General features: G+C 62.6%; 13 protein-coding genes. 9 read left to right on the top strand and 4 right to left on the bottom strand.

What is annotated here, in order from left to right:
• The first annotated feature begins 150 nt into the window (after positions 1-150).
• From AB4Z53_RS33900 to AB4Z53_RS33885, 4 genes are read left to right on the top strand one after another with little or no spacing between them, the layout of a single operon-like run.
• Complete coding sequence (locus AB4Z53_RS33900; RefSeq protein ID WP_441599767.1) at positions 151-699, top strand: carboxymuconolactone decarboxylase family protein; 549 nt, start codon at positions 151-153, stop codon at positions 697-699.
• Positions 700-747: 48 nt separating this feature from the next.
• A complete protein-coding gene (locus tag AB4Z53_RS33895; protein ID WP_441599765.1) occupies positions 748-1,323 on the top strand; it encodes a redoxin domain-containing protein in 576 nt (191 codons plus the stop codon).
• Positions 1,323-2,030 carry a glutamine amidotransferase gene (locus AB4Z53_RS33890; protein ID WP_441599763.1) on the top strand — a complete coding sequence of 236 codons (708 nt, stop codon included), beginning with the start codon at positions 1,323-1,325 and terminating at the stop codon, positions 2,028-2,030. The genes AB4Z53_RS33895 and AB4Z53_RS33890 overlap by 1 nt, the downstream gene beginning before the upstream one ends.
• On the top strand, positions 2,023-2,736 hold the full coding sequence (locus tag AB4Z53_RS33885) for an MOSC domain-containing protein (protein WP_441599761.1): 714 nt from the start codon (positions 2,023-2,025) through the stop codon (positions 2,734-2,736). Before AB4Z53_RS33890 ends, AB4Z53_RS33885 begins: the two co-directional genes overlap by 8 nt.
• Here AB4Z53_RS33885 and AB4Z53_RS33880 read toward each other — a convergent pair.
• Positions 2,726-4,210, bottom strand: coding sequence for an FAD/NAD(P)-binding protein (locus tag AB4Z53_RS33880; protein ID WP_441599759.1), 1,485 nt, complete (start codon positions 4,208-4,210; stop codon positions 2,726-2,728). The two genes, AB4Z53_RS33885 and AB4Z53_RS33880, sit on opposite strands and share 11 nt — an antisense overlap.
• Positions 4,207-5,388, bottom strand: coding sequence for an FMNH2-dependent alkanesulfonate monooxygenase (gene ssuD / locus AB4Z53_RS33875; protein WP_441599757.1), 1,182 nt, complete (start codon positions 5,386-5,388; stop codon positions 4,207-4,209). Before ssuD ends, AB4Z53_RS33880 begins: the two co-directional genes overlap by 4 nt.
• A gap of 187 nt (positions 5,389-5,575) precedes the next feature.
• On the opposite strand from ssuD, the gene AB4Z53_RS33870 reads away from it, so the two are divergent.
• From AB4Z53_RS33870 to AB4Z53_RS33855, 4 genes are all read left to right on the top strand, one after another.
• Positions 5,576-6,124 carry a flavin reductase family protein gene (locus AB4Z53_RS33870; protein ID WP_441599755.1) on the top strand — a complete coding sequence of 183 codons (549 nt, stop codon included), beginning with the start codon at positions 5,576-5,578 and terminating at the stop codon, positions 6,122-6,124.
• Positions 6,125-6,300: 176 nt separating this feature from the next.
• Positions 6,301-7,308, top strand: a complete 1,008-nt coding sequence (gene tauA / locus AB4Z53_RS33865) for a taurine ABC transporter substrate-binding protein (protein WP_441599754.1) — start codon at positions 6,301-6,303, stop codon at positions 7,306-7,308.
• Positions 7,309-7,387: 79 nt separating this feature from the next.
• Positions 7,388-8,179 carry a taurine ABC transporter ATP-binding protein gene (locus AB4Z53_RS33860; RefSeq protein WP_441599752.1) on the top strand — a complete coding sequence of 264 codons (792 nt, stop codon included), beginning with the start codon at positions 7,388-7,390 and terminating at the stop codon, positions 8,177-8,179.
• 74 nt (positions 8,180-8,253) lie between these two features.
• Positions 8,254-9,027: an ABC transporter permease subunit gene (locus AB4Z53_RS33855; protein ID WP_441599794.1), complete on the top strand. Its 774-nt coding sequence runs from the start codon at positions 8,254-8,256 to the stop codon at positions 9,025-9,027.
• Positions 9,028-9,047: 20 nt separating this feature from the next.
• On the opposite strand, the gene AB4Z53_RS33850 is transcribed toward AB4Z53_RS33855, so the two are convergent.
• Together AB4Z53_RS33850 and AB4Z53_RS33845 are read right to left on the bottom strand one after the other, a co-directional pair.
• A complete protein-coding gene (locus AB4Z53_RS33850) occupies positions 9,048-10,454 on the bottom strand; it encodes an FAD/NAD(P)-binding protein (protein WP_441599750.1) in 1,407 nt (468 codons plus the stop codon).
• A gap of 330 nt (positions 10,455-10,784) precedes the next feature.
• Positions 10,785-11,396 (bottom strand): RBBP9/YdeN family alpha/beta hydrolase, encoded by a 612-nt coding sequence (locus tag AB4Z53_RS33845; protein WP_441599748.1) that lies wholly within the window; start codon positions 11,394-11,396, stop codon positions 10,785-10,787.
• 418 nt (positions 11,397-11,814) lie between these two features.
• Between AB4Z53_RS33845 and cysT the strand changes: the two genes are divergently transcribed.
• Positions 11,815-12,418 (top strand): sulfate ABC transporter permease subunit CysT (gene cysT, locus AB4Z53_RS33840; protein WP_441599746.1); only part of this gene is annotated, 604 nt, incomplete at its 3' end.

Genomic DNA, 12,418 nt, shown 5'->3' with positions numbered 1-12,418 from the left:
GCCATGCTCTCGCCCTCAGCTTCAACATCGGCCCCCGTAAGCAACGTTCTCAGTACTGCGAGCGGATGCCGATGATGTTGGCGCCGGTCCGACGACTGCCATCGGCGGACCGGCAATTTTCTCCCTCCACGCAAATAGAAAGAGAAAACCATGAGCAGAATTAATCTAGTTGACCCCAATTCGGCAACCGGCGCCGGCGACCAGTTGCTTGGCGAGATCCGCTCCGCCTTCGGCATTGCGCCCAACATGTTCCGGGCGGTCGCCAACTCGCCGGCAGCACTCGCCAGCATGTGGGGTTCGTTCGGTGCACTCGGAAACGGCCGCCTCGGCGCCAAGCTCGGCGAGCAGATCGCTGTTGCCGTCGCCGACCGCAACGATTGCCACTATTGCCTGGCGGCCCACACCGTGCTTGGCCGTAAAGCCGGCGCGACCGCAGAGGAAATGGCGAGTGCGCAACTGGGCAAGTCGTCCGACCCGAAGACGGCAGCGGCCTTGGCCTTCGCCCAGAAGCTCGTTGAGGCACGCGGAAAGGTCTCTGACGCGGACGTTCGGGCGCTGCACGTTGCTGGTTACGACGATCAGGACGTGGTCGAGATCATCGCCCATGTCGCGCTTAATCTCTTCACGAACTACATCAATGTCGCGCTTGCCGTGCCGGTCGACTTCCCCAGCGTGAAGCTCGTTCGCGAAGCGGCCTGACAAGGCGGCCGGACGGCATCACCCGTCCGGCCATCCCCGGAGATGACAATGAACAGCAACTATCGGATGACCGCACCGCAACTCGCCGTTTCAACCTGGTTCAACACGCCTGAGCCGCTCAACCTCGACCGGATTTCCGGACGGGTCGTTTTCCTGCATGCCTTTCAGATGCTCTGCCCGGCCTGCGTTTCACACGGGCTGCCGCAGGCCCAGCGCGTCCAGAGCGTCTTCCGCGAGACCGACCTTCAGGTTATCGGCCTGCATTCGGTTTTCGAGCATCACACGGTGATGACGCCCGACGCGCTCAAAGCCTTCATTCACGAATATCGGCTGACCTTCCCGATCGCCGTCGATCAGCCATCGGACGATGGGCCGATACCGAAGACGATGGAGCGTTACGGCATGCGCGGCACGCCGACGGCAATCATCATCGGCCGTGACGGCAACGTTGAATATCATCGCTTCGGGATCGAAGACGACATGGTCATCGGCGCCCGCCTGGCCTCCATGCTTGCCGCACCGATCCCGGATATTGCTGCCCCGCGCCCGGAAGCGCCCGGATGCACGAGCGAAGGTTGCACGATCCCCGACACCGAGATGGACGACGATAGAGGTGACGAATGATGGCTAAGAAGATGGCGGTCGCCATACGGCACGTGCATTTCGAGGATCTTGGTACCTTTGCGGAACCTCTGAGCGCGGCGGGGTTTACCATCGAGTATCGCGATGTCGGCAATGCAGACTATCTTTCGTTCGATCCGCTCGAACCTGATCTTGTCGTGGTGCTCGGCGGTCCGATCGGTGTCTACGAAGACGCTGCCTATCCTTTCGTCGCGGACGAGATCGCGATGCTGCAGACGCGCCTTGCCGCCGATCGGCCGACCCTTGGTCTTTGCCTGGGCACGCAGCTGATCGCCCGGGCGCTCGGCGCTCGCGTCTATTCATCCGGCATAAAGGAGATCGGCTTTTCGCCGCTGCGTTTCTCCGCTACAGGCCTCGCCTCACCGCTCCGCCACCTGGCCGACGTTTCCGTGTTGCACTGGCACGGCGACACCTACGACCTGCCGTCCGGTGCAGACTTGCTGGCATCGACGCCGCAGATCGAGCAGCAGGCTTTCAGACGCGGGCGCAACGTCCTCGGCCTGCAGTTCCATCCGGAGGCTGAAACCGGTGCGGCCTTCGAACGCTGGCTGGTCGGCCACGGCTGCGAACTGTCAGCCGCGGGGGTGAACGTGTCGAATCTGCGTGCCGATGCCGAACGGCTTGGCCCCAGCTTGAAACACGCCGCCACCGCGATGATCGGCGAATGGCTGGAGCAGATCGATGGTTGACCGGCGGCCGGTCGTGCTTGACGCCTTGCTCCTCGGCAACCTCTCGCCGATCGACGATCGCGGAACCCAGAGCGGTATGGACAAACAGCCGATCGAAGGCTCCGTGCAGTTGGGGTCAACGGGCTTTACCGGCGACCATCAGGGGGACCTCAAAAGACACGGTGGCGTCGACAAGGCCGTTCATCACTACCCCCGGGATCACTATAGTGCCTGGGCAGACGAGATCGGCCCTTTGCCGCTGTTAAAACGGCCGGGCGCCTTCGGTGAGAACCTCTCGACCCACGGGCTGACGGAGAGCGATGTTGCTGTCGGAGACCGGTTTCGCCTTGGGGGCTCACTTCTCGAAGTGAGTCAGGGCCGGCAGCCCTGCTGGAAACTGAACCGCAGATTCGACTTGCCGGACATGGCGCGGCGCCTTCAGCATACGGGCCGCACCGGTTGGTACTATCGCGTCATCGAGGACGGGTTGGTTTCGGCTGGTGACCGAATGCACCTCGTCGAGCGTCGCCATCCGGAATGGACGATCCACCGGCTCTGGCACTTCCTCTACGTCGATACCCTCAATCGCGAGGCGCTTGCGGAGATCGCCAATCTTCCCATTCTGCCATCCAGTTGGCGGGACTATGCGGCCAAGCGCCTGCAGACGCGCAAGGTCGAGGACTGGACACGCCGTCTCGATGGAGAGACCCCGCAGGTCAACGGTTAGCGGCGCCGCCGACGGTCGTCATCGACCGTTGCTGGATTTCTGCCAAAGGAGCGGCACGCCGGCCGCTTCGCACCGGCTTGGTCAGCATGTCTGCAATCTGTTCGGCGACGAATATTGCATGATCGTTGACCTGAGGCAGGCCCATGAGTTCGCCGAAAGTGCCGCGTGCCAGTGGTCCCGCAACGATCAGCGATCGCTCCGCTGTGCCATTCGCCCCGATCGCGCGACTTTCCTCGTCGCAGGCGAGACCCAAACCCACATCATCCAGACGCAGCCATCCCTGTGAGGCAAGATCGGCAAGCCAGCCCTGGCTCGACAGGATGCCGGTATGAGCCGGGCCGGTCGTCACCACACAGGCATCAAACAGCAGGCGCTCGCGGCGGCCGGTGTGCCGGTGACGGATATCGACGGCAATGATATGGCCGCGCCTCTCGACCTCCTCGATCGCAGCTCCGAGAATTCGGATCCGCCCCTGCTCTTGTCCCGCCAGGATCGCTCCGTCGACCTGCGGCGCCACGCGAAAGCGGTGAACATCCCAGAAAGGCCGCAGATGACGCACGAGGCGGCGGCGTTCCGTCACTGGCAGGGTCCGCCAGATCTGGCCGCCCTGGCTGCGAAGCGCGTCGAAAACCCCATGCCAACTCGTGCCGATGTCGGCCGCGTCCCGCACTGCTTGCCGGACCCGCTTCAGCAATCCGAGCGCGGTTCGTGCTGGCTCGCTGGCGAAATCACCAAACAGCTCCTGGGGCAGCCCAGCATGGCCGCGCGACCGCAGGCCGCGGCGCGAGAGAGCGACGATCGGGCCGCAGTGATCGGCAAGCCCCAGGGATGCGATCACATCGGCCGCCGTCAGCCCGTTGCCGATGACTAGGACGTGATCGTCGGTGCGGATGCAGGCCAAGGCGTCGACAACGGTGGAGTCGGGCACGTAGCGCGGATGGCCGCAAAGCGCCTGATCCACGCGCCGCGGCACGCAAGGTGCCGGATGAGTGGTCGCGACAACGACGATATCGGCAACCAGCTCCGTGCCGGCGGAACTCCTCAGCCGCCAACGGTTCTCGCGGCGTTCGATTTTCTCGACGCGCTCACGCCGGTGCTCGACCTTTCCGTTTTTCAGGAACGGGGCGACGAACTCGCAGACGTAGCGCCCGAAAACCGCCCGGCGCGGATAAAGATTGCCGTCGACTGCCAAAACCTCCGGATCGCCGCGCGGTTCACCTTTTGACGCCATCCAGTTGAGGAAATCATCTGGATCATCCGGGATCAGGCTCATGCGGGCCGCCGGCACGTTGATGCGGTGGGCAGGATTGTCCGTGTCGTAGGCAAGGCCCGCGCCGAGCCGGGCCCGCGGCTCGAAGACAATGATGGTCGCGCCGCCGCTTGCTGCGTTGCGCGCGAGATTCGCCGCGACCGCCGCCCCGGTAAAGCCGCCGCCGACGATTGCGATCACGGGTCGGCGCGTCGATCCTGTCACGATTGGGAAACCTTCAGTTTCGGACGATGGTCGCCCGCGATCGTTTCACCGAAAGGCCCGGTGTTGATGGACGCCTCACGGGCCGGAACCGCATGGGCAAGCGGCAGGTTCGGCAGCACCAGCTCGCCGAAACGGTAGGCCTCCTCCAGATGCGGATAGCCGGACAGGATGAAACTATCGATGCCCGCCTGACGGTACTCTTCCATGCGCGCCCTTACCTGGTCGGGGTCACCGACAAGGGCGGTGCCCGCACCGCCGCGCACTAGGCCCACCCCGGCCCAGAGGTTCGGAGCGACTTCCAGCCTGTCACGTCGGCCGCCATGCAGGCGGCTCATACGGCTCTGACCAACCGAATCCATACGCTCGAACACCTTCTGTGCGGCGGCAATCGTGTCGTCATCGACATATTGTATCAGTTCGTCCGCCGCCTGCCATGCCTCCTTGGCCGTTTCGCGCACGATCACGTGAAGGCGGATGCCGAAGGTCACGTCCCTGCCCTCGGCATCGGCGAGTGCACGGACCTCGGCGACCTTCCTGGCCACGTCTTCGACGGGCTCGCCCCAGGTCAGATATTTGTCGATCGTGCGCGCCGCGACCTCCTGTCCCTTGCCGGAGGAACCACCGAAATAGAGCGGCGGATGCGGCGTCTGGACAGGTTGAAACAGCAGCTTTCCGCCTTCGATATCGAAGTGGTTCCCCTTGAAGTCGACCTCTTCGCCGCGAAGCACCGCCTTGTAGATGTTCAGGAATTCTTCGGTTACCTCGTAACGCTCGGTATGCGAGAGGTGGATGCCGTCGCCCTTGTTTTCGATCGGGTCGCCGCCGGTGACGACATTGATCAAGAGCCGTCCGCCAGAAAGCCGGTCGAGCGTTGCGGTCATGCGCGCGGCCAGCGTCGGCGACAGGAGCCCTGGCCGCACCGCAATCAGGAACCGCAGCTTCTCCGTCAGCGGTGCCAGCGCCGAGGCGACAACCCAGCTGTCCTCGCAACTGCGGCCCGTCGGAATGAGAACGCCATAATAGCCGAGCGAATCGGCCGCCTGCGCCACCTGTTTCAGATAGTTGATATCGACATTGCGGCCGCCGCGCGTGGTGCCGAGATAGCGGCTGTCGCCGTGGGTCGGCAGGAACCAGAGCACATTGATCTTTTCCGGAATATCTCCAGGCGCAGTTTCCATTGGCGAATGCCTCCTCGTGAAACGCTCTTTCGGCAGTCTTGGTTGCCACGCCGAATGCGAAAAACATAAACTCTATAAATTTTATTGACAATTAAAAATCAGACGATCATCTTTGATGCGAGGAAAAATTTTTCCCACATCGCCATTTTGCGACCGGGAATTAGGCGAAATTTTCGAGGGACTGGCTATGACTTTCGCGCTCGCCGCATCTCCAGCATTCGACGCAAGTATTCCAACCAGCAACGGCTACGAACCGATCACGGCGCCGGCCCTGAAGGCCGCGATGCGCAATTTCTCAGGGGGCGTTTCCGTGATTACCGCTGGCATCGGCGATGACCGCACTGGTGCGACCGTCACGTCGGCAACGGCCCTGTCGGTGGATCCGCCGACCATGATCGTCAACATCAACCGGACGTCCTCGACCTGGCCGATCATCCAGCGCTACCGGCACTTCTGCGTCAACGTCCTGTCGCGCGAGCAGCGGAGCGTGGCGGAGCGCTTCTCCGGTCTGCATGGCGTCAAGGGCGTCGCCCGATACGAGGGAGCCGACTGGGCGCGACTGGCAAGCGGTGCATCCGCGTTGAGCGGCGCCTTGGCTGCGATCGACTGCGAGGTCGAGGAAATCATCGAGCGTCACAGCCACGCCATCATCATCGGTCGGGTCGTCGCCATCACCACGGGCTCCGGCGAGCCGATCGTCTACCACAACGGCCGCTATGGCGGGCTCGATCTTTAGCGGCATTGTTCCGGCGAGCGCACGAAGCTCCGCCGAAACGGCACAACTTTGGAATGGAGCCCACTGCGGGCCAGCGAATTGCGGAATAATTTATCTATATAAAATACATCTTTTTAATCAGCATTGTGACGAGGCTCCACAAGCGGGGCCAGGACCCAACCGTTGAGGAGCACACAATGACGATCCGCAGACGCACCCTTCTTGCCGCAAGCGCGGCCTTGCTTCTGGCCAGCCAGGCCACCTTCCCCGCTTTCGCTGCCGAAACAACCCTGACGATCGGCTATCAACCGATCGTCGAGCCGTCTCGCGTGCCGCAGGCGGATGGCACCTACGAAAAGGTCACCGGAGCCAAGATCACCTGGCAGAAGTTCGATGGCGGCGCCGACGTGATCGCCGCGCTCGCATCCGGTTCAATCGACATCGGCTATGTCGGTTCCTCGCCGCTCGCGGCCGCCGCTAGCCGGCAGCTCCCGTTCGAAACCATTTTTGTCGTCGGGTTGATCAGCGATGCCGAGGCGCTGGCGGTCAAGGGGATCGACAAGCCGGAGCGGCTTGCTGGCAAGAAGATCGCAACGCCCTTCGTATCGACCGCGCATTACAGCCTGCTGACCGCGCTGAAACACTGGAACATCGATCCGAAATCTGTCGAGATCCTTAACCTCCGGCCGCCGGAAATCGCGGCTGCCTGGCAGCGTGGCGATATCGACGGCGCCTACGTCTGGGATCCGGTCCTCTCCGAACTCAAGACGACCGCGACCGTGCTTGCAACCTCCAGCGATGTGGCGAAGTGGGGCGGACCGACCTTCGACGCCTGGATCGTCAGCAAGAAGTTTGCTGAGGAGCACCCGGATATAGTCACCGGTTTCGTCAAGGTGACGGGCGACGCCTATGCGGATTACCGCGCAAGGCCGGAGAGCTGGAGCCCCGGGTCACCCGCAGTGGAGAAGATCGCCCGCCTCACCGGTGCGAAGCCCGAGGAGGTTCCGAACCTGCTCAAGGGTTACTACTTCCCTTCGCTTGAAGAGCAGGCAGGCTCCGATCTTCTCGGCGGAGCAACGGTGAAGGCGGTCGCCGAGACCTCGGCGTTCCTTCTCGAGCAGGGCAAGATTCCGGCGGTCCTTCCGGACTACGCCCCCTACGTTTCCGCCCGCTGGGCACAGGAAGCGGCCAAGCTCTCGTTCTGAGAAACTTCAATCGGCATGCTCGCTCGGTGCACATGGCCGGGCGTGCATGCCGACGTGCCACCCAGCCGGGAACAGCAGGATGTCCGTTCTTTCCCTCGATAATGTCACGCTGCGATACGCAGCGTCCGATAACAGGGCCGCGCCGGTTCTGGCTTCGATCAACCTCAAGGTCGCACGCGACGAATTCGTCGTCGTCATCGGTCGCTCGGGCTCGGGCAAGACCAGCCTTCTCAACCTGGCAGCCGGCTTCTTGGCGGCCAGCAGCGGGCGCGTCTGCGTCGATGGCCGATCGGTGGCGGGGCCTGGTGCAGATCGCGCCGTGGTTTTCCAGGACGATGCACTCTATCCATGGCTGACCGCTGTCGACAATGTCGCCTTTCCGCTTCAGCTCCGGGGCGTTGCCAAATCTGAGCGATTGGAGCGCGCGCGGATCCTCCTCGACCGTGTCGGCCTGCCGGGCGCAGCAAACCGAAACGTCTGGGAGCTCTCCGGCGGCATGCGCCAGCGGGCCGGTATTGCCCGAGCGCTCGCCTCGGACCCGAAGTTTCTGCTGATGGACGAGCCACTTGGCGCACTCGACGCGCTCACGCGCAGCCGGATGCAGAGCTTTCTTCTCGACGTCTGGCAAAAGAGCAACGTCGGTGCGCTCCTGATCACCCATAGTATCGAGGAAGCGCTGCTCCTTGCCACCCGCATTATCGTTCTCGCGCCCAATCCTGGGCGCATCGCCAGCGGGATCACAACCACGTTCGGCCGCGATCTGCTGGCCGGGGTACCGCTCGCCGAGCTCCGCAGTTCGTCATCGTTCCGGCGGCTTCATGACGAACTGACCGCCATCATCCATGCCGAAGACGAAGGGATCGCCGCATGAGTCTCTCCATCGAAAGCGCACCGCTGGAGTCGCATCAGCCGCGCGACACCATCGAGCAATCGGAACTGGGTACGATGAGGTCACTGATATCGCTCGCCTGGATATCTCTGGCGACGATCGCTGCCTTGCTCGTCCTGTGGAGCCTTGTCTCCAGCTATGGCGTCGTTTCGGCACTGTTTCTACCCTCTCCGCTCGCCGTCTATCAGGCCCTGCGAAGCCTCACGGTCACCGGTTTCGTCGATGCGACACTCGCCCAGCATCTGGGCGCCAGCCTGTTGCGGATTTTCGGTGCGCTCGCCGTCGCAATCCTCCTCGGGGTGCCGGCAGGCATTGCCATAGGCACGAGCCGCGTCGGCAAAGGTATCCTCGATCCGATCGTGGAGTTCCTGCGGCCCCTGCCGCCGCTCGCCTACCTGCCGCTCGTGATCATCTGGCTGGGGATCGGTGAAGCCTCCAAGATCGCGGTGATCGCGCTGGCAATGTTGCCGCCGATCATCCTGTCCACGGCGACCGGCGTCAAATCCACCTCGAGCGATCATATCAACGCGGCCCGCGCTTTCGGTGCTTCGCGGCTGCAGGTCCTGCGCCACGTCATTCTGCCGAGCGCCCTGCCTTCGGTCCTCACCGGGACCCGGATTGCGCTGGGTGCAGGCTGGTCGACGCTGGTGGCGGCCGAACTGGTGGCGGCAACGCGCGGCCTCGGCTTCATGATCCAGTCTGCGGCTCAGTTTCTGGTGACCGATGTGGTGATCGCCGGCATTGTCGTCATTGCTGCGGTTGCCTTCGTTTTCGAGATGACAGCGCGCCTGCTCGAGCGATGGTTGGTACCGTGGGCGACGCGGCGCTGAGGCCTAAGGATTTGCGGCCGTCAGCCGGTCTTAAGTGTCACGCGGTGGCGCGTAGCGATCAAGCGCGCGGCCGCATAAGTCTGAGTTACGATTTCGGGCACCAGGTCGATGTCCGGTAGGCTGCCGACACCAAGCGGTCCGATCGCATAGAGATTGCGCGTAGGCCGGCCGCCCGCCAGCACTTCGCCGGCCGGGCTGACGGCAACCCCAAGGCTGAGTTCGTCCGGCTCCGCCAGGCCGCCGGAAAAAAGACTCTGCATCAGCGGCGCCCTAAGGTCCGGCGCAGAGCAGCGACAATCGATCACCTGATCGGCGACAAGCAACGTCTCCTCGTTTTCGCCTGCCCAGCGCACCATCAACCCGTCCGGTCGGCGCTTGCCTGCCCAGCCCTTGCGAAGGCTAGTCAACCCGCCGGCAAGCTCCTGCTGCAAACGCAGGTGTAAAGGCGCCGGCAAACGGTTGCGGTGGCTGTCATAGATCGACCGTAGATGCCGGTTGAACCGGCGTTTTTCCTCTTCGGGCAAAGATTGCCAGAGAGAGCGTGCGCGTCGACGCAGGCCATTCATGGCCGCCTGCCAGCCAAGTCCCGTGGCTTCCGCTTCCGCACAGGCCTGCCGGACGAAGCGGACGATTTCGCCGAGCCGCGTCGGCATCGGCTCGACCGGGAATGTTGGTGCCGCCGCAAGGCGCGTGTGCGGCTGCGGCAGAAAACCGTGCCGGGAAAGAATGGTGACTTCGCCGGCAAAACCATTGTCGCGCAATTGCAGCAGACGGTCGACCACCCGGACGCCGCTGCCGAGCAGGACGGTATGACGAGGCACGACCAGGCGGCGGGCGCGCACCAGGGGCTTTTCCTCCTCGGCAACCTCCATTTCGCCCTGGCGTAGACCGAAGCCGGTCGCCAGCACGACGGCGTCACACTCCACCGCTGCCCCCTCCTGCACCATGAGGAAGCGGCCGTTGGCCTGCTTGCGCAGCCCCAACACTGCCTGACAGGAAAGCTGCATCGAAATATCGGGCCTGCGCGTCAGCGCTTCGGAAAAGCGCTGATAAACGTAGTCGCTGAAGATGCTCTTCGGCACGAAGATCTGCTGGAAGCCGGGAATGGCGGCAGAGACCGCCGCGCGAAATTCGGCATTCCCCAGCAGCCAATCGTTGAAGTCTTCCGGCTGGCCGGCGGCGACAGAAAGATCGCGCACCCGGCTGTTGAGGATCTCGCCGCTCTGGGCAGCCGCCAACACCTGCCCGCCGCTGATCGTCGGCTGCGGATCGAAAAGATGGACGTGGAACGCCGCTCGCACCGACTTCATCAGCGCGATGGCCATCATCACCCCGGAAAAGCCGCGGCCTATGATGGCAATATGCGGTTTGGCTCTTGCGCCGGCTCCCTCTGGAGCGACCTTCGTAAACAATCCATGGACAGTCATCTGCACTCTCCCATGGCCGGGTCTACCCGGCAAAGTCTGAAATGCATGGCTGTTTCGGCTCGGACTGCACACACCGACCGAATTGTGAATAAATTGCCGTCCGCATCGCGCAATCGTCGCTCTGCGCCATAACGGTGGGGTCGGGAAACCATAACGACCGCCGCCGCGACGGTCGAGCCTGTATCCGTTGTACTGGTTGGCCTGGCACTTTGGTGCATGGTCATCCCTAGACGGCATACTCTATAAAGTTAGTGCGCTATTAGAGCTCGAAACGATCCCAACATCAAGTGCTGTGTGAGTGAGCAAGCCGAATGGGCTTTCGACGAGGCATCAGGCAAGAGCGCTCGGGACCGGCGACCGATCGATGACATCAGCCTCGATTGCCTGAACGCGCGGTGCATCTCGACGTGCGATGCCGTTCAACACCCGCAACAGATCGTAGCCATGCGACCAGCGACCGAAGCCACTGGCGATGTTGATATGGCCGGCATGCCCAAGATCGACGAGGCGGCTGCCCCATCGGGTGGAGACATGCCGCAGGCGATCGAAGGGCATATAGGGGTCGTTGAGGCTGCCTACGACAAGGCTGGAGAAAGGCAACGGCAGGTCGGGCATCGGCCCGAAATCGATGACGCCAGGATGCAGGCTATCGGTTGGCCCAAGATCGCAGGGCGCGACAAGCAGTGCGCTGCGTACTTTCCTTGCCAGGGGGCGGCGCGCCAAATTGGCGACGAGAACCGAACCGAGGCTATGAGCCACCAGATCGACGGTCCCGTGCCGGAGGATTTCGCGTTCGAGAGCGTCGCGCCAATGATCAAGCCTTGGCCGGTCCCAGTCGATCTGTCCGACGAGAACTGCATCCGGATGATCCCTCAGCCAATGGCGTTGCCAGTGTCCCTCGTCCGACCCGAACAATCCCGGAATGATGAGCGTTTTTGCCATGACATCAATCTCTTGCGACGATGACCCAGGAACTGCAACGACTCGTTGCAAGAAGATCCGATCCGGGATCAATTATGCGCAAGCGACAGACGGCAGAGAAGCAAGGATCACCTAATATCTATAAAATCGATAGTATTTATTTCTTTGGCGAAAGTTCATGTCCGCGCGATCGCCGAAGCGGCATGGAACAATATTCGCAGTAGAGTGTTTCCATCGACGCGGCTCAAAAGCGAAATCAGTTTCCTTGTGACCCGTCCCAGCGTCAAAAATTTGCGTTGTTGGAGCCCGCGAAATTGTTAGTTTGGCGCCGAATACACCGGCGCTCTGACAAGCCGGCCAACCGGCGACTTGACGATCGGTTTGGATAAGGGGATGGCGCGACCGTTTACGGTTGCAGGGCTGAAAAGGTGACCTGAAGTTGACGGAGCGACGCAATGGGAACCGCTGGCGGTTTCGCCAGCCGAGTGTTTTGCCTGGATTTGGGTTGTCGCTCGGGATCACGCTGAGCTGGCTGGTTCTGATCGTGTTGATCCCGTTGTCGGGCCTGGTGTTTCGGGCCAGCGGATTGGGCTGGGCCAAGTTCTTTGAGCTGGCGCTCGATCCGCGCACGTTGAACGCGCTGAAGATCTCGTTCGGCACGGCCTTTCTTGCGGCGATCATCAATCTGATCTTCGGCGTCATCCTCGCCTGGGTGCTGGTGCGCTATCGCTTCCCCGGCAAGCGGGTGATCGACGCCATGGTCGACCTGCCGTTTGCGCTGCCGACCGCGGTCGCCGGCATTGCCCTGACGACGCTTTACGCCCCGAACGGCTGGATCGGCCAGTTCATCGAGCCGCTCGGGTTGAAGATCGCCTTCACGCCTGCCGGTATCGTCGTCGCCTTGATCTTCGTCGGCCTGCCCTTTGTCGTCAGGACCGTGCAGCCGATCATGGAGGAGATCGACAAGGAGGTGGAGGAAGCAGCAGCCACCCTTGGCGCCAGCCGCTTCCAGACGATCAGCCGGGTGCTTTTGCCGGGATTGC

It is taken from the genome of Ensifer sp. 2TAB8, assembly GCF_052115125.1.
Lineage (GTDB): Bacteria > Pseudomonadota > Alphaproteobacteria > Rhizobiales > Rhizobiaceae > Ensifer.
Note: the sequence above shows the minus strand (reverse complement) of the source record. Positions and strands in the feature narration are given on the sequence as shown.